Source organism: Zobellia uliginosa (genome assembly GCF_018860745.1).
Classification (GTDB): Bacteria; Bacteroidota; Bacteroidia; order Flavobacteriales; family Flavobacteriaceae; genus Zobellia; species Zobellia uliginosa_B.
Window position 1 is genome coordinate 397,715 of record NZ_JAHKPY010000012.1, and the last position, 26,306, is coordinate 424,020.

At 39.0% G+C, this 26,306-nt stretch carries 18 protein-coding genes and 1 tRNA gene; 4 read left to right on the forward strand and 15 right to left on the reverse strand.

Features of this window, described 5'->3' with window-relative positions; translation table 11 throughout:
* Positions 1–103 precede the first annotated feature (103 nt).
* The 8 genes from KO521_RS13130 to KO521_RS13165 form a co-directional block, all read right to left on the reverse strand.
* Positions 104–1,933: a cytochrome c oxidase subunit I gene (locus tag KO521_RS13130; RefSeq protein WP_215940360.1), complete on the reverse strand. Its 1,830-nt coding sequence runs from the start codon at positions 1,931–1,933 to the stop codon at positions 104–106.
* 84 nt (positions 1,934–2,017) lie between these two features.
* The gene (locus tag KO521_RS13135; RefSeq protein ID WP_215940361.1) at positions 2,018–3,121 is read right to left on the reverse strand and encodes a cytochrome c oxidase subunit II; all 1,104 of its coding nucleotides are present in this window, start codon (positions 3,119–3,121) and stop codon (positions 2,018–2,020) included.
* A 30-nt stretch (positions 3,122–3,151) separates the two neighbouring features.
* Positions 3,152–4,513 carry a quinol:cytochrome C oxidoreductase gene (locus tag KO521_RS13140; RefSeq protein ID WP_215940362.1) on the reverse strand — a complete coding sequence of 454 codons (1,362 nt, stop codon included), beginning with the start codon at positions 4,511–4,513 and terminating at the stop codon, positions 3,152–3,154.
* A gap of 16 nt (positions 4,514–4,529) precedes the next feature.
* Positions 4,530–5,090: a c-type cytochrome gene (locus KO521_RS13145; protein WP_215940363.1), complete on the reverse strand. Its 561-nt coding sequence runs from the start codon at positions 5,088–5,090 to the stop codon at positions 4,530–4,532.
* Between the two features lie 2 nt (positions 5,091–5,092).
* A complete protein-coding gene (locus tag KO521_RS13150) occupies positions 5,093–5,623 on the reverse strand; it encodes a DUF3341 domain-containing protein (protein WP_215940364.1) in 531 nt (176 codons plus the stop codon).
* Between the two features lie 2 nt (positions 5,624–5,625).
* Positions 5,626–7,377, reverse strand: a complete 1,752-nt coding sequence (gene nrfD, locus KO521_RS13155; RefSeq protein WP_215940365.1) for an NrfD/PsrC family molybdoenzyme membrane anchor subunit — start codon at positions 7,375–7,377, stop codon at positions 5,626–5,628.
* Between the two features lie 35 nt (positions 7,378–7,412).
* The gene (locus KO521_RS13160) at positions 7,413–10,571 is read right to left on the reverse strand and encodes a TAT-variant-translocated molybdopterin oxidoreductase (protein WP_215940366.1); all 3,159 of its coding nucleotides are present in this window, start codon (positions 10,569–10,571) and stop codon (positions 7,413–7,415) included.
* A gap of 34 nt (positions 10,572–10,605) precedes the next feature.
* Complete coding sequence (locus tag KO521_RS13165; protein ID WP_215940707.1) at positions 10,606–11,973, reverse strand: cytochrome c3 family protein; 1,368 nt, start codon at positions 11,971–11,973, stop codon at positions 10,606–10,608.
* A 237-nt stretch (positions 11,974–12,210) separates the two neighbouring features.
* Between KO521_RS13165 and KO521_RS13170 the strand changes: the two genes are divergently transcribed.
* Positions 12,211–12,582 (forward strand): SPOR domain-containing protein, encoded by a 372-nt coding sequence (locus KO521_RS13170; RefSeq protein WP_215940367.1) that lies wholly within the window; start codon positions 12,211–12,213, stop codon positions 12,580–12,582.
* A 35-nt stretch (positions 12,583–12,617) separates the two neighbouring features.
* Here KO521_RS13170 and infB read toward each other — a convergent pair whose 3' ends face one another.
* The 3 genes from infB to rimP all read right to left on the reverse strand — a co-directional run bounded on the left by infB (position 12,618) and on the right by rimP (position 17,329).
* Complete coding sequence (gene infB, locus KO521_RS13175) at positions 12,618–15,497, reverse strand: translation initiation factor IF-2 (protein WP_215940368.1); 2,880 nt, start codon at positions 15,495–15,497, stop codon at positions 12,618–12,620.
* 121 nt (positions 15,498–15,618) lie between these two features.
* Entirely contained in the window at positions 15,619–16,851 is a 1,233-nt protein-coding gene (nusA, locus tag KO521_RS13180; RefSeq protein WP_215940369.1) for a transcription termination factor NusA, read from the reverse strand.
* Positions 16,852–16,867: 16 nt separating this feature from the next.
* Positions 16,868–17,329, reverse strand: a complete 462-nt coding sequence (rimP, locus tag KO521_RS13185; protein ID WP_215940370.1) for a ribosome assembly cofactor RimP — start codon at positions 17,327–17,329, stop codon at positions 16,868–16,870.
* 193 nt (positions 17,330–17,522) lie between these two features.
* Between rimP and KO521_RS13190 the strand changes: the two genes are divergently transcribed.
* Positions 17,523–18,887 carry a cation:proton antiporter domain-containing protein gene (locus KO521_RS13190; protein ID WP_215940371.1) on the forward strand — a complete coding sequence of 455 codons (1,365 nt, stop codon included), beginning with the start codon at positions 17,523–17,525 and terminating at the stop codon, positions 18,885–18,887.
* A gap of 54 nt (positions 18,888–18,941) precedes the next feature.
* On the opposite strand, the gene KO521_RS13195 is transcribed toward KO521_RS13190, so the two are convergent.
* A tRNA-Gln gene (locus KO521_RS13195) sits at positions 18,942–19,013 on the reverse strand.
* A 297-nt stretch (positions 19,014–19,310) separates the two neighbouring features.
* Here KO521_RS13195 and KO521_RS13200 point away from each other — a divergent pair.
* A complete protein-coding gene (locus KO521_RS13200) occupies positions 19,311–22,697 on the forward strand; it encodes a glycosyltransferase family 117 protein (RefSeq protein WP_215940372.1) in 3,387 nt (1,128 codons plus the stop codon).
* A 119-nt stretch (positions 22,698–22,816) separates the two neighbouring features.
* On the opposite strand, the gene KO521_RS13205 is transcribed toward KO521_RS13200, so the two are convergent.
* The 3 genes from KO521_RS13205 to KO521_RS13215 all read right to left on the reverse strand — a co-directional run bounded on the left by KO521_RS13205 (position 22,817) and on the right by KO521_RS13215 (position 25,204).
* On the reverse strand, positions 22,817–23,113 hold the full coding sequence (locus KO521_RS13205) for a thioredoxin family protein (protein ID WP_155594819.1): 297 nt from the start codon (positions 23,111–23,113) through the stop codon (positions 22,817–22,819).
* A gap of 96 nt (positions 23,114–23,209) precedes the next feature.
* Positions 23,210–24,433 (reverse strand): metallophosphoesterase, encoded by a 1,224-nt coding sequence (locus tag KO521_RS13210; protein ID WP_215940373.1) that lies wholly within the window; start codon positions 24,431–24,433, stop codon positions 23,210–23,212.
* A gap of 48 nt (positions 24,434–24,481) precedes the next feature.
* Positions 24,482–25,204: a copper homeostasis protein CutC gene (locus KO521_RS13215; RefSeq protein ID WP_215940374.1), complete on the reverse strand. Its 723-nt coding sequence runs from the start codon at positions 25,202–25,204 to the stop codon at positions 24,482–24,484.
* Positions 25,205–25,268: 64 nt separating this feature from the next.
* On the opposite strand from KO521_RS13215, the gene KO521_RS13220 reads away from it, so the two are divergent.
* Positions 25,269–26,258, forward strand: a complete 990-nt coding sequence (locus KO521_RS13220) for an isoaspartyl peptidase/L-asparaginase family protein (RefSeq protein WP_215940375.1) — start codon at positions 25,269–25,271, stop codon at positions 26,256–26,258.
* Positions 26,259–26,306 lie beyond the last annotated feature (48 nt).

Sequence of the window (26,306 nt, forward strand, 5' to 3'; positions counted from 1 at the left end):
TGTATCTTATATTGTTCGTATCCAACAAGAATGTTAAAAAAAAGTATAAAAAAAATGCCTAACTATAAAAGTTAGGCATTTATATTTGAGTTAATCTAGTATTTTAATGCTGAAGCTCTTCCTCATCTTTTTGTAAAGGTACATCCTGAGGCACAAAATCCTGACCTGGAATGATATATTCGTCATTCTCGTCCACCTTACTATAATCGTAAGCCCAACGGTGAACCTCTGGTATCGCACCTGGCCAGTTACCATGAATATGTTCTTGTGGAGTAGTCCATTCCAATGTATTTGCTTTCCATGGGTTCTTGGGACCAACCTTTCCGTAGAAAATACTTCTTACGAAATTGAAAACAAATATAAGTTGAGCACTAGCTGTAATGATAGCGAAAACGGTCATCAATACTTGAATGTCCGTTAATTCATCAAACATTGGGAACGCCGTATTCTCATAGTATCTTCTTGGTACACCTGCCATACCAACAAAGTGCATTGGGAAAAATATACCATATGAACCAACCGCAGTAATCCAAAAATGGACATATCCCATATTTTTGTTCATCATTTTTCCTTCAAACATAGTTGGGAACCAATGGTAAATACCGGCAAACATTCCGTAAAGTGCTGATATACCCATTACCAAGTGGAAGTGAGCAATTACAAAATAGGTGTCATGAACATTAATATCCAATGTACTATCACCTAAAACAATACCCGTAAGACCACCAGTAATAAAAGTAGAAACCATACCTATTGAAAACAACATGGCGGGATTCAACTGAAGATTACCCTTCCAAAGTGTAGTAATCCAGTTAAAGGCTTTTACTGCAGATGGAATAGCGATCAATAATGTTGTAAATGTAAATACGGATCCAAGGAACGGGTTCATACCAGAAATAAACATGTGGTGACCCCAAACAATGGTTGATAAGAACGCGATTGCCAAGATGGAAGCAATCATTGCGCGATACCCAAAAATTGGTTTTCTAGCATTAACAGCCATAACTTCAGATACAATACCCATGGCAGGTAAAATAACAATGTATACCTCAGGGTGACCCAAGAACCAGAAAAGATGTTCATACAATACAGGAGAACCACCTTGATAGTGTAAAACCTCGCCTTGAATAAATATATCCGATAAGAAGAAAGAAGTACCAAAACTTCTATCCATAATCAACAACAATGCTGCAGATAATAAGACAGGGAAAGAGATGATACCGATAATGGCAGTTACAAAGAAAGCCCATATCGTTAAAGGTAATCTAGTCATAGACATACCTTTTGTACGAAGGTTAATTACAGTTACAACATAATTTAATGACCCCATTAGAGAAGATGCAATAAATATAGCCATAGAAACCAACCAAAGCGTCATTCCCATTCCTGAACCTGGCTGTGCCATTGGCAGTGCACTCAAAGGAGGATAAATTGTCCAACCTGCTGCTGCGGGTCCTGCTTCCAAAAATAATGAAGATAACATTACAATACATGAAACAAAGAACATCCAGAACGAAAGCATGTTCATGAAACCTGATGCCATATCTCGAGCACCGATCTGCAAAGGAATTAGAAGGTTACTGAATGTACCACTTAATCCCTGCGTAAGCACAAAAAATACCATTAATGTACCATGTATGGTTACCAATGCCAAATATACGTCCGCATCCATAACCCCGCCTGGAGCCCAATCACCCAATAAGACCTCAAAAACAGAAAATGATTCTCCTGGCCAAGCCAATTGCATACGGAACAAAAGTGACATTGCAATACCCAACGCCCCCATAACGAATACACCTAGAATCAAATACTGTTTAGCGATCATTTTATGATCCTGACTAAATATATATTTGGTTACAAAGGTTTGTTTGTGGTGATGATCATGTTCATCATGTGCATGATCATCTACCTGTGCATTTGCAGTAACAGACATATTTGCTATTCTTTAATTTTTTTAATTTTCTTTTTAAAGCTCCTACCCTACATTTTGTTTAATCAAAAAACACCATTATGTGGATTAATGACTAGCCGTAGCGGTTTCAATATTCTTGAATTCATCCGTAGATGCTTGACCCATTACATTTTCCCCAAAGGTCTTCTGTTCGGCAATCCAAGCATCATACTCTTCTTGTGTCTCTACAATAATCTTCATCTGCATATTATAGTGAGATTTTCCACAAATCTTGTTGCACAACAAAATATAATCAAACTCCCAAGGATCTGAATTGTCCTCACCATTAGCAGCTCTTTCAGCTCTTATTGCATTGGTACGTTTTACTTTATCAACAACATCAGGATTCAGACGCATTTGTTCGGTTGTATGTATTGGTGTAAAAGAAAATTCTGTTATCATACCTGGAACACAGTTCATTTGCGCCCTAAAATGTGGCATATAAGCAGAATGTAATACATCTTGTGAACGCATTTTAAAATTCACTTTTCTACCTACCGGTAAATGAAGTTCCTTGACAATAATATCATCTTTAGAATAAGCGTCTGACTCATCCAAACCAAGAACATTAGCCTTATTAATATCAATCATCCTTACGTTAGCCATACCAAGAACATTATCTTCTCCACCATATCTGGCTGTCCAACCAAACTGTTGTGCATAAAGCTCAACTATTAAAGGATCATCATCATCGTTAATATCCATTATTGTTGTCCATGTGTACAATCCCCAAAGAATCAAACCGGATAAAACAATAACCGGAATAATTGTCCAAATGAACTCTAAACGATCACTATCAGCAAAAAAGAGTGCTCTATTTCCTTCTACACCGCGGTACTTATAACCAAAGTAATGAAGCAAGGCCTGGGTAAGGGTTTGGACTAGAAATATGATGATAAAAGAAACCAACATTAACGAATCATACTCTGCACCATGTGCAGAACCAGCTTCAGGAAGTAAAAACTTACCATATTTCCAAAAACTAAAAATCGTAATTCCGTAGATGAAGACAAGAAATGCGAACAAGAGATATCCGTTCGTTTTATTATCTGAATCGTTGGCTATTTGGGAATTTTCAGCTTTGAGTTGCGACAGTTCGAAAATCTTCGTCATCTGCCAAATCGCTATCGCCACAAGGGCCAAAACCACTAAAGTCAATAATGTAGTCATCGTATGTTCTACTATTATACGTTAAAAATACTAATAATGAAAATGTCTGCTTTCCTCAATAAACGGATTACGTTTAGGCTGTAAAGGTGCAGTTGTCAAAGCACGGAATACCCAGAAAACAAATAAGCCTGCAAAGAAAAGAACAGCTCCTATTTCTGGTATACCTATAAACCATTGATCACCCACAGTTGATGGCATAATCATATTGAAAATATCCATATAATGACCTCCAAGAATAACGATACCTGTTAAAATCACAAACCAGTTAAGGCGTTTGAAATCGCTATTCATCAAAAGTAATACTGGAAACAGAAAGTTCATAGCTATCATTCCGAAAAACGGTAATCTATAATCCGCAATTCTCGTAACATAATACGTAACCTCCTCAGGAATGTTAGAGTACCAAATTAACATGAACTGTGAAAACCAAAGATACGTCCAAAATATACTGATACCGAACATGAATTTAGCTAAATCATGAATATGGCTATCATTTACGTCTGGTAAGTAACCTCTAGACTTCAGGTATACAGTTACCATTGCAATAACGGTAATACCGGATACAAACATACTAGCAAAAACATACCATCCGAACAGTGTACTGAACCAGTGCGGATCAACACTCATAATCCAGTCCCAAGACATAATGGATTCAGAAACCAAATAGAAAACCAAGAAACCTGCAGACCATCTGAAATTTAACTTGAAATTAGAATTGTCATCAGACTCATCTTGCTTTAAAGAAAGTTTTCTAGAATATTCTCTATAAAATATCCAACCTGCTAAAAATATAGCTGCTCTAACCAAAAAGAACGTTGGATTTAAATAACCTGCTTTACCTTGTAAAAGGTGATCATGAGCAACTACATCCGCATCCATCCAAACAAACAGATGATTCATATGAAGAACTGACATCACCAGTATTACAAATACAATGATTCCACCAGGAACCAAATAAGAGGTAATACCTTCCATTACCCTAAATAACAAAGGAGACCAACCTGCTTGCGCAGCACGTTGTATGGCATAAAACGCCAACACACCCAAGGCAATCATAAAGAAAAAGAATGCGGCAACATAAAGAGCTGCCCAAGGTTTATTCTGTAATTGATGTAAAAGGTGCTGGTCATGAGAAGAGTCATGCCCTCCACCATGGGCTTCGGCCGCCTCACCATGTGTCTCAACAGCTTCACCATGACTATCCGTGGCAGTTGCTCCATGCGGCTCAACAGCTCCATGTGCATCTCCGTGTCCTTCACTATGGCTAGCCACTATTGCTTTTGCCTCTTCTACTGTACTAGGTGCCGATATGAATCCGATAGCAATACCTAGTATCCCAAGAGCCATTAAAATAAAGGAACCGATCTTTAATTTGTTTGAAAACGTATACATATCCCTTTTCTAAGTATTATTTAGTTAAGTCTTGTTTCAATTTCATCACGTACTCCGAAACCTGCCACATCTCTTTTGTATTCATCTGCGATGCATAAGAACCCATAGAGTTCAATCCGTAATGAATGGTATGGTAAGCCGTACCTATTGTAATATTTCGAGCTTCATCTGCATATGTTGGTACACCAAGGATTTTCTCCCTTTTAACCAAAGTACCTTGTCCATCACCTTTATCTCCATGACAGATAGCACAATAAATGGTATATAACTGACCACCTACAGCTAAGTCTTTCTCGATATTCAAAGAATCTAATGGACTCTTTTGAACTCTTGCCAACTCTTTGCCTTCTGGTGTGTTTTCATAACCGTAAGGTATCCAACCTCTAGAAATTGTATTTGCGGGTGGAGTCATTGCTTCTTGACGATTCGGTAAGAAATCAACTTCGCCATATGCTTCGTAACCAACCGGCTCGTACATATTAGGCATATATTGATAGTTGGGACTGTTCTTATCGGCACAAGCCGTAATACACAGTAGCAACCCAAAAACGATTCCTATTTTGCTAAAACTGTTCATATTTAATGACTGTTTTTTTCAACTATATTAATTTCCACTGCTCCTGTATCCAACAATAGATCTTTTAATTCTTTCTCATTATCGTGAATATCGATTTCCATTAAAAAATGGTCATCTGTAGTACGAACATCTGGATTCTCTGCTTCTTTGAAAGGCCATAAACGACTTCTCATATAAAAAGTTATTACCATTAAGTGTGCTGCAAAGAAAACCGTAAGTTCGAACATAATAGGAACGAAAGCCGGCATATTCTCTAGATAGCTAAAACTTGGTTTACCACCAATATCCTGAGGCCAATCTTCAATCATGATAAAATTCATCATCACGGTAGCCACGGTTAAACCTACACAGCCATAAAGAAAAGCTGTAATCGCTAAACGCGTTGGCGCTAGACCCATTGCCTTATCCAAACCATGAACAGGAAATGGACAATATACTTCTTCGATGTGATGCTTGGCTGCTTTAACCCTTTTAACGGCAAGCATTAGCACGTCATCATCATCGTAATATGCATGTATCGCTTTTGATGCCATAGCTATTGTTTCTTATTGTTTAATAATCTTGCCTGACCGGCCCAATCGTCTCTTTGTGCTCTTCCTGGGAAAGACTCTGTTATCGAATCTAACAAATCATACTCTCTATTGGTCATTCTACCTACCTGAGCAAAAGTAAATATCCCTATCTCATTAAGAGTAGCTTCCATTTGTGGACCAACACCTTTAATTTCTTTAAGATTGTCCGCAGTTTCTTTGGTAGCATCAAATTTACCAATAGTACTTAAAAGCTCAGATACACTTTCACTACTATCCTGCTGAGGAACAACTTCACCCATCAAAACATCATCAGTAATAAGCTCTTCTTTTGTTTCGGTAGCAGTCAATTTAGTAATTGTATACAAAGGCTTACCAGCTTCTCTCAATTTCTTATACTTACTTCCCGAAGATTTCAAAATGGATTTAACTTCCGCTTGAGCAATTACCGGGAATGTTCTAGCATATAAAAGAAACAATACGAAAAAGAACCCAATAGTACCTACAAAGATACCTATATCCACAAATGTTGGTGAAAACATTGTCCATGAAGATGGAAGATAATCTCTGTGCAACGACGTTACGATAATTACGAAACGTTCAAACCACATTCCTATGTTCACAACAATGGAAATTGCGAATGAGAACATAATACTAGTTCTTAATTTTTTGAACCACATAAACTGTGGAGAGAATACATTACAAGTCATCATTGACCAGTACGCCCACCAGTAAGGACCAGTTGCTCTATTCAAGAATGCATATTGTTCGTATTCTACACCTGAGTACCAAGCCATAAAAAGCTCGGTTATATAAGCGCATCCTACAATAGAACCAGTTAACATTATAACAATGTTCATCAACTCTATATGCTGTACCGTAATATAAGCTTCCAAATGACACACTTTACGCATGATAATCAAAAGCGTGTTCACCATAGCAAACCCTGAGAAGATAGCCCCTGCTACAAAATATGGAGGAAATATCGTAGTATGCCATCCCGGAATAACCGACGTAGCAAAGTCAAAAGATACAATCGTATGCACAGATAGTACAAGTGGTGTAGCCAAACCTGCTAAAACCAGGGATACTTCTTCAAAACGTTGCCAATCTTTAGCACGACCACTCCAACCAAAACTTAGTAAACTGTATATTTTCTTTTGAAAAGGAAGTATAGCCCTATCTCGTAACATTGCAAAATCAGGAAGAAGACCTGTCCACCAGAAAACTAATGAAACCGATAGATATGTTGAAATTGCAAATACATCCCAAAGTAACGGGGAGTTAAAGTTTACCCAAAGAGAACCGAACTGGTTAGGAATGGGTAATACCCAATATGCCAACCAAGGACGCCCCATATGTATAATCGGGAAAAGACCTGCCTGAACAACAGAGAAAATTGTCATTGCCTCGGCAGAACGGTTAATTGCCATTCTCCATTTCTGACGGAACAATAGAAGTACCGCTGATATCAAAGTACCGGCATGACCAATACCTACCCACCAAACAAAGTTAGTAATATCCCAAGCCCAGTTAACGGTCTTGTTCAAACCCCATGTACCGATACCTGTGGAGATTGTATAAATAATACAACCAATTCCCCAAAGAAATGCCACTAAGGCTATAGAAAACACAATCCACCAATGCTTATTAGCCCTACCCTCAACTGGAGCGGCTATATCCACACTAACATCATGGTAGCCTTTATCCCCAATAACTAAGGGCTTTCGTATAGGTGCTTCGTAATGCGACGCCATATAATTCTATTATAGTTGTTTACTTAAATACGATTTTATGCTTCGTTCGTGTTTCTCACTTTCACATGATAGAACACATTTGGCTTAGTTCCCACATGCTCCAACAAATGGTACATACGATCACTCTCTGCTAATTTGGAAACTTCACTTTCCTCATCGTTAACATCACCAAAGATTATAGCCCCTGTGCTACATGCAGAAGAACATGCTGTTTGAAACTCTTCATCTTTTACAAGACGCCCGTCTCTTTTAGCATCCAAAATAGACTTCTGGGTCTTCTGAATACACATTGAACATTTTTCTATAACCCCTCTTGAACGAACATTTACATCAGGATTCAATACCATCTTGCCCAAGTCATTGTTCATATGGTAATCAAACTCATCATTGTTATTATACAAGAACCAGTTAAACCTACGAACTTTGTAAGGACAGTTGTTAGCACAATACCTCGTACCTACACAACGGTTGTAAGCCATATGGTTTTGACCTTGACGGCTATGAGATGTTGCCGCAACAGGACAAACCGTTTCACATGGTGCATGGTTACAGTGCTGACACATTACAGGCTGAAAAGCTACTTGCGGATTAGCTGCCGGATCTTCCAACTCACCAAAACCACCTAACGAACCTTTGTCACCAGATAGGCCATCAAACTCATCTTTCTTAATATTATCCCCCTCAAAAGTATCTTCTGAAGAATAATATCTATCAATACGCAACCAGTGCATATCCCTACTCTTTCTAACTTCTTCCTTACCAACTACAGGAACATTGTTTTCTGCATGACAAGCAATAACACAAGCACCACAACCTGTACAAGCATTTAAATCTATGGACATATTGAAGTGATGACCGATAGTACGATCAAAACTATCCCATAAATCTACAGAAGTTGCAGGCACCTCCTGGTGATCTAACGACACTTGAGGCTGCGGGTTCCATTCTGCATGGTTTTTAGTATTGAATATCTCTAAAGTAGTTTCTTTAATGATATCTCCTCTACCCATTAGGGTCTTATGCAACTGAATACATGCAAATTCATGCATTCCTGAAGCTTTCTCTATTGTAGCAGCTTGAACGCTGTTAAAATCTTGGTATAATGGATAGGCATTTACACCTGTTTGCATTTCGGTTTTCATACCTACTTTTCTTCCATAACCCAAAGAGAGACCTATGGAACCAATAGCCTGACCGGGCTGTATTATTACAGGAATATTGTTTATTACAACTCCATTCACGGTGACATTCGCATAACTACCGTCCAAACCTCCATTAGCCACATGCTCGTTCACGAAACCTAAACGCTCTGCATCTGCTTTGGATACCGTAACATAGTTATCCCAAGACACTCTTGTTATAGGGTCAGGAAACTCTTGTAACCAAGGGTTATTTGCTTGTTGACCTGCTCCCATACCCGTTTTAGGATATAAAGTAAGTTCAACTCCCCCACCGCTCGTAGCATTTACCAAACTATTGATTGCTGTTGCAATAGGAATTCCAGCTTGCGCGGCAACCTCCTCAATTACATTAGCCTCAACTGTTTCTTTATCCACCTCCGTAGAAGCTGTATTTTCAGGATCTGCATCAGAAGACAAAGTCATACCAGCCGCAGAATAAACACCATCATGTAGCGCCTTATTCCAATCGTTACCGGCTAAAATTGATTGAGACCATGTTTCTTTTACATACTCATAATAACTCTTATCACTACCTAACCATTTCAACAATGCAGTCTGGAACTGCCTTGTATCAAATAGCTCTTTTATAGTTGGCTGAACCAAACTATACTGGCCCTTTTTAATTTGCGTATCACCCCAAGACTCCAAGAAATGATTAGCAGCGGCAGTATATTGAGCAACTTCAGTAGTTTCATTCCAGTTATTTGAAAACACAACCGAAAGACCTACCTTCTCAACACCTTCTTTAAAGTCTGCAGCATTTGGCAAAGTATACATAGGGTTGACACCATCCATCAATAACGCACCAACTTTGCCCGCTTTCATATCGGCAATCAACTTCTGCACCGCCTTAACATTACCTTGTCTTACATAACGAGGAGAAGCAGCATCATACGCCTTGCTTCCCAACATTTCGTTGATCGCAAGAACAACTGTCTGGGCATTTATATCGTCTAGACCCGTAACTATTACGGCTCCGCTTCTGTTTTTTCTTATCTGAGCCGCAACATCATCTATGGTTTTCTGTACATTTTCAGAAAGCTCACCACCAACACTTGTACCATTTAACTTAGCATACAACTGAGCTAAAGCTATTTTTTGTTGCATTGGCGTTAAAGGCACACGCTTATCGGCATTCGCTCCACTCAAGGTCATATTCGCCTCAAACTGCACGTGACGGGACATTTTACCATTCTTAGGGATACGTCCTTTTGCGTAACCACTATCATAGCTACCCCCTTGCCAATCTCCTAAGATATCGGCCCCAAAAGATACTATGAGTTCAGCCTTCTCAAAATCATAATCCGCTAATGCACGCTCACCGTATTTTGCTTCAAAAGCACTAGCCGCTGCATCTTCGGAAATGGCATCGTAAACCACATGATTTACATTACCATATTCAGCTTTCAAGTCCCCCACTAATCTATCTGTAGATGGACTTGCATAAGTCTGCGTTAACAATGCGATTTGCTGACCAGAATTTTTAAGACTTCCCAACTTTGCTTTTACAGCAGCATCAAGAACAGACCATTCGGTAGGCTCTCCATTTGCCATAGGCCCTTGCAAACGAGTGCTATCGTATAAAGAGAGTACAGATGCCTGAACCCTTGCGTTTGCAGAACCTGCTACTTTAGCATCTTTATTATTCTCAACCTTGATAGGACGGCCTTCCCTTGTCTTTATCAGTATACTTGCAAAGTCAAAACCGTTCGCTATGGTAGTAGCATAATAATTTGCAACACCTGGAACAATATTTTCTGGCTGAACAACATAAGGAATAGATTTATGCACAGGTCCTTCGCAAGCAGCTAATGAAGCCGCTGCAGTACTAAAACCTACGTACTTGAGAAAATCTCTCCTATTGGTAGATGTAGCGGATAGACTTTCTTTATCTCCCAAAAAATCATCCACTGGAATCTGTTCAACAAATTCGTTCTGTCTTAGCGTCTCAACAATGGAATCGTTCGGATTTAATTCCGCCTCGTTTTTCCAATATTTTTTGTTTGATGCCATACGTTTTTATGTAATTAGCTACTTTCTAGTTCGATTAATAATGACACTTTCCACATTCCAGCCCACCCATTTGTGCGGCTGTTAATTTTTCAACACCATATTTCTTGGAAAGCTCGGTATGAATTTTATCGTAGTAAGCGTTACCTTCTACTTTGATCTCGGTTTCACGATGACAGTTAATACACCAACCCATAGTTAACGGCGAAAATTGATACATGATTTCCATCTCCTCTACAGGACCATGACATTGCTGACATTCAATACCAGCCACACTTACGTGCTGAGAGTGATTAAAATATGCAAAATCCGGTAAATTATGAATACGAACCCACTCTACAGGCTGGCTCTCACCAGTATAACTTTGATTCTCCTCATCCCAACCAACAGCTGCGTACAACTTCTTTATTTCTTTATTATAATCTACACCATACTCGCGTTTACCCTCTTCCAAGGTTTCATCAGCCACTTGATATATTGACTTATGACAGTTCATACAAACATTGAGCGCAGGAATGCCAGAATGTTTTGATACGCGCGCAGAGGAATGACAGTATTTACACTCAATCTTATTTTCGCCCGCATGTATACGGTGAGAGTAGTGAATTGGCTGAATTGGTTCGTACCCTTGATCCACACCAACCTGCATCATCCAACCATATGCAAAATAAGCACTACCTAACAACAGAAAAATAACGGTCACCAAAACCAAAAACTGATTTTTAGCAAACGCTTTCCACAATGGCAACCTTTTCTGAGACTCCTCGGCCTCCAACACAACACCATTTGCCTCAGCAATTCTTCTGAGTGTCTTGTTCACCAAGAACAACATTCCAACCAAAAGAGCAAAAACCAATGCTAGAGCACCTAATATTATTTCGTTTGATATACCATCTGCAGCACCCGCACTTGGAGCACCAACAGCAGCAGCATCGCCGGCAGCTGGAGCAGCAGTTTTTGGTGGCGCAGCAGTATAAGCCAAAATATTATCGATATCTTCATCCGACAAAGTAGGGAAAGGCGTCATCGCCGCCTTGTTATATTCTGCATATACTTCATTGGCATACGAGTCACCAGAGGCGATCAAACCAGGACTGTTCTTAATCCATTTATACAACCAATCACGACCTAAGCCCTCATCATCAGACAACCTAGTCTCCACATTAGCAAGAGCTGGACCAGTCATTTTACGGTTTAAGGCATGACAAGCAGCACAATTCTGATTAAACAACGCTTTACCCTTTGCTGGATCACCTGCCGTATCACCAGAGCTGGCCGCCTCAGCAGAAGCGTCGCCTTCAGCCGCATCATCTTGAGCGGATATAGAAACGGAAAATAACAGGAAAACAATTAGAGTTACACCTAAAACCTTAGAAATCGAATGGCGGTACGGAACCTTTTTCATATGAATCTTATTTCTATCGACATCTTGGCACGATAATTTCATTATTTTGAAAATACTTGTATTGTTATTATCTATGCTAAAATCGAAGGCAAAAATACGTAAATGACTTTATTTTGAAAATGTTAACGGATTGATAATTCCTAATTTATATTTATTCTAAATAATATGCCATCCTTTACATTGCCGAGGAATAAGCTACTTTTACATAAATTATTAGAACCCAATTATTTCACTACAATGAAGACAATTTTTGCACTAAGTTTTACTATGGCGTCTTTAACATTTGGATTTGCCCAGCAAGGGCAAATTAACATTGAACAAGACGAAAAAATCACTGAATTAATAGAAATATACAAGACTTCAAATGAAAGTTCTGAGTATTATCGAATTCAAGTTGGTTTTGGATCTTACAGTAAAGCTCAGAAAATCCAAGCTAATGTAGAACAAGATTTTCCTGACCTACCTTCTAAAATAGATTTTGATTCTCCTACATACAGAGTAAGGATCGGAAGATTTAAAAACAAATTGGATGCCGAGAGAAAATTTAAAGAGGTCCGGCAAAAATATCCGGATGCTATGTTATTAAAACCAAAAAAATCGACCCGTTAAGGTCGATTTTTTTTGCTCTATATAATTTGAATATCTTATTTAGATTTCAACTTCTTTTTCACTTCCACTTCTCTGAAAGCTTCAACGATATCTCCTTCAACTATATCATTATAGTTCTTTAATTGCAGACCACAATCATAACCTTTGGCCACTTCTTTAACATCATCCTTAAAGCGTTTTAATGAAGTTAACTCGCCCGTATATACAACAACACCATCCCTAATAAGACGTATTCCCGCGTTACGGAAAATTTTACCATTAGTAACCATACAACCTGCAATTGTACCAACCTTAGAAATCTTGAAGGTTTCTCTAATTTCTGCAGTACCAGTAATTTCCTCTTTGATTTCTGGAGACAACATTCCCTCCATTGCATCCTTTAGATCATTAATAGCATCATAGATAATAGAGTACATCCTGATATCGATTTCCTCTTTCTCAGCAACATCTCTTGCGTTACCCATTGGTCTTACGTTAAAACCAATAATAATCGCATCTGACGCAGAAGCCAACAATACATCAGACTCAGTAATTGCACCAACTCCTTTATGTATAATATTAACTTGTATTTCTTCTGTGGATAATTTCTGGAACGAATCCGTTAATGCTTCCACAGAACCATCAACATCACCTTTAAGAATGATATTAAGCTCTTTAAAGTCACCTAACGCAATACGTCTTCCAATCTCATCCAATGTAATATGACGTTGCGTTCTAACATTCTGCTCACGCTGTAATTGCGAACGCTTGGTAGCAATCTGCTTGGCTTCTCTTTCGTCCTCAAGTACATTAAACTTATCACCCGCCTGTGGCGCGCCATCAAGACCTAAAATAGATATTGGAGTAGCTGGACCTGCTTCTTTAACGGTATTTCCACGTTCATCCTGCATTGCTTTAACCTTACCACTATTTGTACCAGCCAAAACGTAATCCCCTATCTTAAGAGTTCCACCCTGAACTAATATAGTAGAAACATAACCACGCCCTTTATCCAAAAATGCCTCTACAACGGTACCGTTAGCTTTTTTATTAGGGTTAGCTTTAAGCTCTAATAGTTCAGCCTCGAGTAGCACTTTTTCAAGCAACTCCTTTACACCTTGCCCAGTTTTTGCCGAAATATCGTGCGATTGTATTTTACCGCCCCAATCTTCGACCAACAAATTCATTTGAGCCAAGCCATCCTTAATTTTCTCGGGATTGGCCGTAGGTCTATCTACCTTGTTTATTGCGAATACAATAGGCACACCTGCAGCTTGCGCATGACTAATCGCTTCTTTCGTTTGAGGCATAATAGCATCGTCCGCAGCAATTACAATAACCGCAATATCAGTAACTTGAGCACCTCTGGCACGCATAGCCGTAAAAGCTTCGTGACCTGGTGTATCTAAAAATGTGATTTTTTGACCACCCTCTAAAGTAACTCCATATGCACCGATATGCTGTGTAATTCCACCGCTTTCCCCTGCAATTACGTTAGCTTCCCTAACATAATCCAGCAAAGAAGTTTTACCATGATCCACGTGACCCATTACCGTAACAATAGGTGCGCGTGCTACTAAATCTTCCGGGGCATCTTCTTCTACCTCTATAGATTCTTCAAGATCGGCAGTTACAAATTCAACCTCGTAACCAAACTCATCAGCAACAATAGATAATGTCTCAGCATCTAGACGCTGGTTCATAGTAACCATTATACCAAGTGACATACATGCCGATATAATCTCGGTAGTACCTACACCCATCATGGTTGCCACTTCACCAACAGTCACAAATTCCGTAACCTTCAACACTTTACTTTCAAGTTCTTGTTGCTCAAGATCCTTCTCAGTTTGTTGGCGGTGCTGGTCTCTTTTATCTCTTCTATACTTGGCTCCTTTACCCTTCTTGGATTTACCCTGCAATTTCTCTAGGGTCTCTCTAATCTGTTTTTGTACGTCTTCCTCAGTAGGCTCTACTTTTGGAGCTCCATAACGTGGGTTTCCACCTCCACCACCTTTTCTGGCAGCTGGGCCAGTACCGCGTGGTCTTGGCGCATTACTTTTATTACCACTTCCCGGGTTACTAACTATACGTCTTCGTCGTTTTTTACGATCCGCACCAGCATCAGAACCAGCTTTAGGCTCCTCTTTCTTCTTTTTAGGCTTATTGAACTGAGAAAGGTCAATTTTGGCCGTAATCTTAGGACCGGTAAGTTTTTTGTATTTCGTAGTTAAGACGCCATCGTCTTTTTTCTCTTCCGAAGTTTCTTCTGCCGCAGCTTCAGGCTTTGCTTCCTGAACCTTCTTTTCTTCCGCAGCTTTAGGTTTATCCTCAACCTTAACTTCAGGTACTTTTGGAGCTTCAGGTTTCTTTTCTTCTACTTTTTCTTCTACCTCAGGCTCTTTAACCTCTTTTTTAACAGGTTCCTCCTCAACTTTAGGTTGTGGCTCTACTACCTGTTTTGGCAGCTCTACCTCTTTTGGCTTTTCAACCTCGGAGCCATCCTCTTTTTCTACATTCTCAACTTTTTCCTCAACAGGAGCAGGAGCGGCCTTGCCTTTTTTATTCCCATCAAGATCAATTTTACCCACTGTTTTTGGACCTTGAAGCTCAACTTTTCCTACCAACGTCTTTTCTGCCGCAGCAGCACGTTTTTCTCTAGCCAAACGCCTATCTTCTTGCTCTTGCTCTAACTGCAATCGCAAAGCTTCTTTTTCCTTTCGCTTTTCTTCACCCACTTCTTTGGAGGCGACTTTTTTGCTCTTATCGGTCTGAAACTCTCCTTGAAGCACTTCATAAACCTCATCGGAAATCTTTGTAGTAGGTCGCGCATCGATATCATGCCCTTTAGAGGCAAGAAAATCAACAGCCCTATCCAAAGAAATATTAAACTCTTTGAGGACCTTATTAAGCCTAATTTTTGCAATGTCTGCCATAAATACTTTCTCCTAATTCTCTTTAATCCTTGCTAATATACAGAACTCCAATGTGGTTTTACACTCTAACACATTAGCAGAATTTTCCGCTAAAGTATTAAAACCCATGACGAGTTCATAGCTAATCTTCCAATTCTTCTTTAAGAATACGCACAACTTCGGAAATAGTTTCCTCTTCCAAGTCGGTACGCTTCACCAAATCGGCTACATCTTGCTCCAATATACTACGAGCTGTATCCAATCCTATTTTCTTGAATTCTTCAATAATCCAAGCATCGATTTCATCTGTAAATTCAGTCAATTCTACATCTTCCTCAACACCTTCCCTGAACACATCTATCTCATAACCAGTTAATTGACCTGCTAAACGAATATTATGACCCCCACGGCCAATAGCTTTAGAAACTTCTTCAGGCCTAAGATAAACTTGAGCCGTCATTTTCTCGTCATTCAACTTTACAGAAGAAACCCTGGCAGGACTCAAAGCCCTTGTTACCATTAATTGTGGGTTAGCCGTCCAATTGATAACATCAATGTTCTCATTACCCAATTCACGAACAATACCATGAATTCTAGAACCTTTCATACCTACACAGGCACCAACAGGATCAATACGATCATCATAGGAGTCGACTGCAACTTTTGCTTTTTCTCCTGGTATACGAACTGCTTTCTTTATAGTGATCAGGCCGTCGTAAACTTCCGGAATTTCCTGAAAAAACAATTGTTCCAAAAATTTAGGAGAGCTTCTAGACATAATAATCGTTGGTTTACTACCCTTTAGCTCTACACTTTCGATTACACCACGAACGTTATCTCCTTTTCTAAAGAAATCAGAAGGAATCTGTCTATCTTTTGGTAAGATGATTTCATTTCCTTCGTCATCCAATAAAATAATAGCTTTGTGACGAATATGGTGTACCTCTGCGGTATAAATCTCACCTTCCAGATCCTTGAAGTGCTTATATATTGTTGTATTGTCGTGCTCGTGAATCTTTGAAATCAAGTTTTGCCGAAGTGCCAAAATAGCCCTCCTACCCAAATCAATAAGCTTTACTTCTTCAGAAACATCTTCACCCACTTCAAAATCTGGTTCAATTTTACGTGCTTCGGTAAGCGATATCTCTTCATTTGGCTCTTCTACCTCACCATCCTCAACAACTACACGGTTTCTCCAGATTTCTAAATCCCCTTTATCCGGGTTGATAATGATGTCAAAATTATCATCAGAACCAAACTTTTTCTTAAGAGCACTTCGAAAAACGTCTTCCAAAATGGCCATTAAGGTTACCCTATCTATGAATTTGTCGTCTTTAAATTCCGAAAAAGACTCAATCAGTGCAATATTTTCCATTATGCTACTATTACCTTTAAAATTTTAAAATGACTTTTGCTTCTTTAATATCAGAAAAACTGATCTGCTCTTTTTTCTGAACTGTAACTTTCCCTTTTCCAATGGGTTTGGGTTCCCGTGCTTTCCATTCCAGCACAATACCATCATCGGTAGTTCCGGTCAAATTTCCCTCAAATGTCTCTACCTCAGTTCTCACTGCAAGCTTTCGCCCAACATTTTTAGTATACTGCCTTGGCATTACCAAGGGAGATGCCGCTCCCGCCGAAGCAACTTCCAAGGAAAAATCATATTCTTCTCGATCTATATCATTTTCAATAGCGCGACTAATTTTCATACAGTCTTGCACAGTAACACCTTCATCTCCATCCAAAACCACCTTGATGGCGTTGTCCGCAGACATCGAAAAATCGATTAAAAACAATGACCCGTTTTCCTCTAAGGCATCGTTCAAAAGGGCTTCAACCTTACTCTTGAGCATAATATTTAGAAATAAAAAAGAGGACTAAATTGTCCCCTCATGAATACTTTTATATCCTTTCAGTGGTGCAAATATACGATTTTTTTGTTTCCAACAATATCCTATTCATTTAAAGAGTTTTATATCATAACAATTCATATTAAATTAACGATTTAGTAGTACATTTAAATTATACCAACCAAATTATCATTACATGGAAATACTTTCTTCTTACAACATGATTATTGGCGCTTCTGCCATAGTCATTATCTCTTTTTGGTTTAATGGAATCTCTAAAAAAACCAATATCCCGTCTGTACTTATGCTCATTGTCCTAGGTATAGCATTACAATTTGGCCTCAAGTACATTATGGGTTCTGAAATTGATTTTGAAAAAAACCTGCGCGGCACTTTAGAAATAATAGGCACGGTTGGGCTGATAATGATTGTACTGGAAGCCGCATTGGAACTTGAGCTAAAGCGAGAAAAGCTTATCCCTATTTTAAAATCAATGGCTATTGCCCTTCTAGGGCTTGTTGCTTCCGCCTGGGTTGCCGCACTTGTACTCTATCATTTTATTGACGGCATGACCATGCAATCTGCTTGGTTATACGCCACCCCCCTTTCCATTCTGTCCAGCGCCATAATCATTCCCAGCGTTAGCAGCCTTAGAGACGATAAGAAAGAATTTCATATTTACGAAAGTACATTTTCAGATATCATGGGTATTATGATGTTCTACTTCCTTACCGGAGGATTAGATCCCGAAACCGATTCTGGGCCCGTTGCCTTTGCAGGAAATATAGTACTTACCATTGTAATTGCCATTATTGCCAGTTACGCACTTGTTCTTATTTTCCAAAAGATAAAAAGCCAAGCTAAGCAATTTTTATTGATTGCGGTACTCTTGTTACTTTATGCTATTGGGAAAAAGATGCATTTATCCTCTTTAATTATAATTTTGATATTCGGTTTGGTCATTGCGAACGTAAAACTGTTCTTTCCCGGAAAGACCGCTATTTTTCTTGAAAAGGAAAAGATGCACCAAATCTATCATGAACTGCACATCATCACTTTGGAAACAGCATTTGTTGTGCGTACCTTTTTCTTTGTAATCTTTGGGGTTACCATTGTACTTGCATCTTTAATGAGCCTTAATGTGGCCATGGTAAGTATTCTGATTATCGCCTCTATATACGTCATCCGATTTCTAATTTTACGTGTTTTCATAGGAAAGGATATTCTACCGCAAGCCTTCATTGCCCCCAGAGGACTCATTACTATACTCTTATTTTATGCTATTCCCGTGGAAGCCGAAATTGCCGGTTTTGAATCGGGTATTTTATTATTTGTGATTATCGCCACAAGTTTAATCATGACCTGGGCCATGATACGAGACAAAAAGAAAATGGGCACTATGCTAGATGAGATCGATGAAGAGATCCTAGCACGCAACGAAGCGGAAGACCAGCTTAACGAACACGAAGCAGAAACTTCAGAAATGCAAACGAAGAAAGAAATTGAAGAAAGTAAAGAAGATTCTTCCGATCAAATAGAACCAGATGACCATCACACCTAGGTCTTAAAACAAAAAAACCGATACTTTTCAGTATCGGTTTTTTTGAAATCTCTGTTGGCCTACTAGGACTCGAACCTAGAACGACTGTACCAAAAACAGCTGTGTTGCCAATTACACCATAGGCCATTACCGTAATTTTCGCTAAAACTAGTTCAGCGTTTGAGCGTGCAAATTTAAAACAAAGTTTCGTTTAAGCAAACATTTTTTACAACAATAATCCAAAATCTATACAACAGACAGATTTTCAACGATATAAAATATATAAATAGTTTCATTTCTACGGTGCAAGCCCCATCAACAAGGCCGCAACGGTATATAACTCAATAATCTTCTTTGGAAGGTCTTGTTAAAGGTTTATCAAAAATACCCATGCATATCTATATAAATTAGTAAATTCGCCGCATTGGTTAAACCTCATAGTCCATGTTTTCAAAGAACTTCGAAAAATGGGACAATCTTCTCGGATGGTCCGTCTTTTTTATTGCCCTTATTACTTATGCCATCACCGTTGAACCCACCAACAGTTTTTGGGATGCCGGCGAATACATTGCCACGTCAGCCAAACTTCAGGTTGGACACCCTCCAGGAGCACCGCTGTTACAGATGATAGGAGCCTTTTTTGCTATGTTTGCCATTGAGCCCGATCAAGTGGCCCGCATGGTGAACTATGTTTCTGGCGTATCAAGCGCATTTACTATCCTTTTTATGTTTTGGACGATTACAAATCTCACTCAAAAACTGATAAAACGGAAGGACGATGTCATAACGAACAGTAAGGCCATTGCTATTTTTGGTTCTGGTATTGTTGGCTCCCTTGCCTTTACTTTTTCGGATAGCTTTTGGTTTAATGCGGTAGAGACAGAAGTCTACTCCACTGCAAGTTTATTAATGGCGCTATTGCTTTGGCTTGGTCTAAAATGGACAGACGATTTAGAAAACCCTAGAGGAAATAAATGGTTAGTTCTTATATCCTACGTAGTAGGTCTTACCTTTGGTGTTCAGTTTATGGGCTTTTTGGCCATACCTTCCATAGGATTGCTTTATTACTTTAAAACATACGAAAAAACCACGGTAAAGAACTTTCTACTTGCTAACATTGCCGTTATTGCTGTATTGATGTTGGTCTATAAGTTCTCTTTAACCTATGTATTAAAACTATTTGGTTGGAGCGAAGTCTTCTTTATCAACAGCATTGGCCTTCCATTTAACTCTGGCACCATTATAATGGGACTCATTTTTGTTGCTACGTTCTATTTTGGTTTAAACTACACCAGAAAGAACAATTATAAAACAGCAAATACCATTGTTCTTTCCCTGATGTTCCTCTTCTTAGGTTTTTCATCTTGGATGATGCTACCAATTCGTGCTAATGCAAGAGTGGTCATTAATGAGAATAATCCTGAAGATGCCCGTGCTTTGCTAGCCTATTATAATCGTGAACAGTACCCTGGTGTTGACAGTCCTGTTTATGGAACTTACTACTCCAACACTTTTGGGGTTGGCGGTGAAGACAAAGACGAAGCCCCTAAATATGAGAAAGATGAGAAACTAGGGAAGTATGTAATTGTAAATTACTACAAAGGTGCTATTCCCGGAGATGACCCTGAACATATTGGTTTCTTACCCCGTATGTGGAGTGGGCAAAATGCCGAGAACTACATGAAATATTTTGGACCGTTAGATTTTAGAATGACGCAGTCCAACGAAGAACTCAGACAAGCAGTTGCCCAAGTTAAGGATGGTTTTGCCAATGGCGAAATAGATGCAGAACAGTACATTAGCTTTTTAAGGCGATTTAGTGATTACCTTGAAGTCGAACCACCTTCCGTTTGGCAAAACATTAAATACATGGTTCAATTTCAATTTGGATACATGTATTGGCGTTATTTTATGTGGAACTTTACTGGCAAAAATAATGATGTTCAAGGTAGATATAACGGAAATGGCGAATGGCTAAGTGGTATTAACTTAGTAGACAGCCCCCGTTTGGGAAGTCAAACCAATCTTCCTGATGAAGTCAAGAACAATAAGGCAAGAAACACCTATTTCCTGCTTCCACTTATCCTAGGGATTGTTGGTATTTTGTTTCAAATAAGCAAAAACCCAAAACAGTTTTGGGTTCTTTTAATATTCTTTTTATTTACAGGCCTCGCAATACAGTTCTATACCAACCCTTACATTTTTCAACCAAGAGAAAGAGACTACTCGCTTGTAGGCTCTTTTTATGTCTTTGGCATATGGATAGGTTTAGGAGTTTATGGACTCTTTGATGAACTCAAAAAATACCTCAGCCCTAAAATATTAGCCCCGGCAGTAACACTAGTTTGTCTTTTGGCAGTGCCTACGGTAATGGCCGTACAAAACTGGGACGACCATGATAGATCTAATCGGTATACCGCCAATTCGTCCGCGAAAGCCTATTTAGATTCGTGCCAAGAAGATTCAGGCGCCATATTGTTTACTATTGGGGATAACGACACCTTCCCGCTTTGGTATGCCCAGGAAATTGAAGGCTACAGAACAGATGTGCGTATAGTCTGTACCAGTCTTTTTGAAACAGATTGGTACATTGACCAAATGAAGCGAAAGGCTTACGAAAGCGAAGCTATCCCATCACAAATTGCCCATGATAAATATCGTTGGGGATCTCGTGATGTACTTTACTATCAAACGGTAGACCCACTTTTCAATAAGAAAATATCGGAAAGCAGATGGTCCATCCAAGATTTCATTAAGTGGGTAGATAGTGACAATCCGCAAACGAAATTGAAATACATTTTAGAACGACAAGAAAATATTGACATGGACGCTTATTCCGAAAGTAGCCAAAACATTGTTTACTACCCTACTAATAAGCTTCGTATACCTGTTAACAAAACTAACGTTCTAGAAAGCGGGTTGGTAAAAGCAAAAGACTCAGCACTAATTGTTGATTATATTGATATTGACCTACCTAAAAGTGCGATTACCAAGAAAAGCATGATGATGCTGGACATCATAGCTAACAATGACTGGACACGCCCTATTTATTTTTCAGGCGGAAGTTTTGACGATGCTGAATTTATTTGGATGAAAGACTATTTGCAGCTAGATGGTATGGCTTACAAATTAGTGCCCATTAAAACGGAGCGTAGAAATTCTTTTGAAATGGGGCGTATTGATTCTGACCTTATGTACGATGTGGTAACTAATTGGGATTGGGGCAACTCTGGAAGCTCAGACATTTATCACGATCCTCAAACACGTATTCAGGGCCTATCTTACCGTAGCAACTTGGCGAGATTACTGGAACAATTACTAAAAGAAGATAAAATAGAAAAGGCGAAGGACATTATCGACCTTTCGATAACAAACCTTCCCGTTGAGTATTTCGGCTACTATACTTTTGTGGAGCCTTTTGTTGATGGGTATTATAAAGTAGGTGAAACCACCAAAGCAAGGGAGCTTTTTGGAAAGTTAAAATATATCTACCAAGACCGCTTGGAGTACTATGCCGGTATACCACTTGAAGAGCAATATGAGAAAATAGATGAGATAATTGCCGACATGGAGGGTTATAGAAGAAATATTGACATATTAATCGGCAACAACGATCGCGAAATGGCTGAAAAGGAAACGTTAATCTTCAATGAATACATAGACAAATTCAAACATTTCTACAAAGACAATATTTTACAGGAAGATGATTTAGAGCCAGGCCAGAACCCGGACATGGCAGACACTGTACCTGTATCGGACACCACTGCTATAGACGCAGCTACTACGGGTGATAAGGTGCCGGACACAACACTTGTACCGGCCACGAACTAAACTTCGGTTAACAAGAACTAAAAAAAGGCTCTTTCATCATTGATGAAAGGGCCTTTTATATTTTAAGCTATCTGAACAGAAAAATAATTCAGTTTTTTAATACTTTCAACAGGTACAAACTAAAGGTACTCGTTTAAAATACCAATAAGCGTATTAGCATCTTGCTCTCCACTTTGGCGCCATACCATTTCACCTTTTTTATAAATCATTAATGTAGGAAGTCCTTTAACACGAAGCGCTTGTGCAAGCTCTTTGTTCTTGTCCACATCAATTTTTATAACCTTGCCTTTATCCCCCAAAGCAGCGGCTACATCACGTAGAACAGCATGCATTGCATTGGATTGCTCGTTCCAATCCGCATAAAAATCCAAAAGAACAGGAATTTTTAAATCTATGAGTTCACCAAACTTTGACATACGTAGTTATTGGGTTAGGATCCAAAAGTAAGAAAAAATGTTAAATTGCCACCTATAGCCCAAATTTTATAGGCTTTAGGCCGCGTTAAAATCGTGTTAAGCTTTCTTTTTAAGGGTAATCACGGTTATTTCAGGCCATATACCCACTCTGCCTGGATAGCCTAAAAAGCCAAAACCTCTATTTACATTTATATATTGGCCAAGTTCTTGATAGATACCTGCCCAATATTTATATCTCCATTTTACGGGACTCCATTTAATCCAACCCGGTATTTCTATTCCAAATTGCATCCCATGTGTATGTCCACTTAATGTAAGATGATAATGGTAATCATCATGTAATACAACATCTTCCCAATGCGAAGGATCATGGCTCATAAGAATCTTAAAATCGTCTTTACCAACATTGAAAACTGCTTTTTTAAGGTCTCCTGCTTTTTTAAAACCACCACGACCCCAGTTTTCTACTCCAACCAAAGCAATCCTATCCTTACCTTTTAGCAGATAGCGATTTTCGTTCAATAATAGGTCAAAGCCCATATTTCGCTGTAGTATCTTTAAATCTTCCAGATTCTTATGCTTGGCCTCTTCCGTTTCCCAATCTACATAATCCCCATAGTCATGGTTCCCTAGAACAGAAAATTTACCGTCTTTGGCATTCAGTGTAGAGAAAAGGTCTGCCCATGGCTCCATTTCCGTGGCCATATTATTTACCATATCACCAGTAAACAGAATTACATCGCTTTTCTGCTTATTGACTAGATCAACAGCATATTCAATCTTTTTTCTATCGTCAAAACTACCACTATGTACATCTGATATCTGAGTGATTTGGTATCCATCAAAAGAATCGGGCAAATCATCGTACTCCAAATTATATTTGAGTACCTTAAAATTGTATTTCCCCTTGTACATCCCATATAACAGCGCCCCAAAAGGAATTGCGGCCAAACCAAGCCCCAAAAGGCTCAAAAACTTTCTACGTTCCGGAAAAGTAAACTCTTTTGTTTGACCAAAGAATTTCTGATATCCGCTAGAGATAACTCTAAAAATATCTTCGGACAAAAGAAAAAGAATCGTAACCATTTCAAATGCCAATACGGTCAAAAGTAGCCCAAAGGCATAACTTTTAGCCCTGCTTAAAACCCTTCCCTCTTCTTCGCCAAATGTAAATTGATAGATAAAATTACCAAGTACCAGTACGGCAACAGTAATAAAAAGATAGTATACCCAAGGGTATCTGGTTACAGTTTTTAGTGCCTGCAAAGTATAGAGACCCATAACAATGTAAGCGATGACAAAAATAATCCAACGTAGCATACTTACAAAGGTATTTCAATCTAAGATGGGGATCACCTCATTTAGATTTTATTTAACCCTATTTACAATATTTATAATTGTGTCTAAGTCTGTTACAGCTATTTCAATGTCATTTAAAAAAGATGGTGAGTTCATAGAAACCTTGTTTGTTTCCGGTAAGGTTTTCAAAAACTTAGTACCTGAAAGATGAACAAATTCAAAACCCGCTTCTTTGAAATCCAAAACATTTTCAGGCCGCACTCCCCCACCGGGCATAATATTACAACTAGTGGCTTGCTTGAGAAGTTCTTTTAGGAGTTCTATTCCTTTTGGCGAGGATTTCTCCTGACCCGATGACAATATATAATCTACTCCTAAGCTTTCTAGCTGAAACAAGGTTTCAAATGGGTCTTCCACCCAATCAAAAGCACGATGAAAAGTAAACTTTAAATCTCCAGAAGCCTCGATCAATTCTTTTGTTCGGCCTACATCTAATGAAAAATCAGTATTTAAAATCCCTGAAACAATTCCTTTAAACCCCAAGTCTACACATAAGGCAATATCTTCTTTCATAATTTTCAACTCATCCGCAGAATAGGTAAAATCTCCACTACGCGGACGAACTAACACATGAACAGGAATAGAAATATGCTCTCGCACACTTTTCAACAATCCATAGGAAGGTGTAATCCCGCCTATTGCAAGTTCGGAACATAGCTCTATGCGATTGGCACCTGCCTTTTGCGCATTTAATGCAGATTCCAAAGAATTGGCACAAACTTCTATTAGCATTTTACTTATATTTAATGCCCAAGTGGCATTTTAAAACTACCCCTAAAATAGAAATCTTAATACCATGCAAAGAAGAAAGTTCCTGAAAAATTCAACCGCCGCCACGGCCGGTTTAATTTCGGCACCTCTAATAGCCGGCCAAACTAATACATCTACTTATCAAAAAGCGAATAATGCAGTAGCTATAAAACCTATTGTTATATGCACTTGGAATTTTCAAAAGGCATCTTCAAAAGCATGGGAGGTTCTTAAAGATGGCGGCTCCTCACTTGATGCGGTCACCCAAGGTGTAATGGTAGAGGAAAATGATGTAAACAACCAAACCGTAGGTATTGGCGGAAGACCGGATAGGGATGGGAATGTCACGCTTGATGCTTGTATTATGGATAAAGACAGTAACTGTGGAGCAGTACTTGCCATGCAGAATATTGCCAACCCTATTTTGGTTGCCCGCAAGGTAATGGAAGAAACGCCACATGTTATGCTTGCTGGAAAGGGCGCCGAACAATTCGCTTATGAGATGGGGTTCAAAAAAACGAACCTACTCACAGAAAAATCAAAACAAGAATGGATAGAATGGCAAAAAACGGCACATTACAAGCCTATTATAAATATCGAGAATCATGATACTATAGGCATGCTCGCCATTGATGCCAACGGAGATATTTCCGGCGCTTGCACCACTAGTGGTATGGGATACAAAATGGCGGGACGCGTGGGTGACTCCCCAATAATTGGCGCTGGACTTTTTATTGATAACGAAGTAGGCGGAGCAACAGCCACCGGCGTGGGCGAAGAGGTAGTCCGTACCGTAGGTAGCTTTCTTATCGTAGAATTAATGCGACAAGGGAAATCTCCTCAAGAAGCTTGTAAAGAAGGGGTAGAACGAATTATGGCCAAAAATAAAGGTCGAAACGATTTTCAAATCGGGTTTATTGCCATTAACAAAGCTGGCGAAACCGGCGGTTATTGTATTCATCCCGGATTTACATATAGGTCCTATTCTGAAGAGGGGCATGTAAATAATCTAGCTAAAAGTCATATCAAATCTTAAAACACTAAAAAGAGTTCAAAAACTTGATTAGCTTTGAATCCTTTTGAA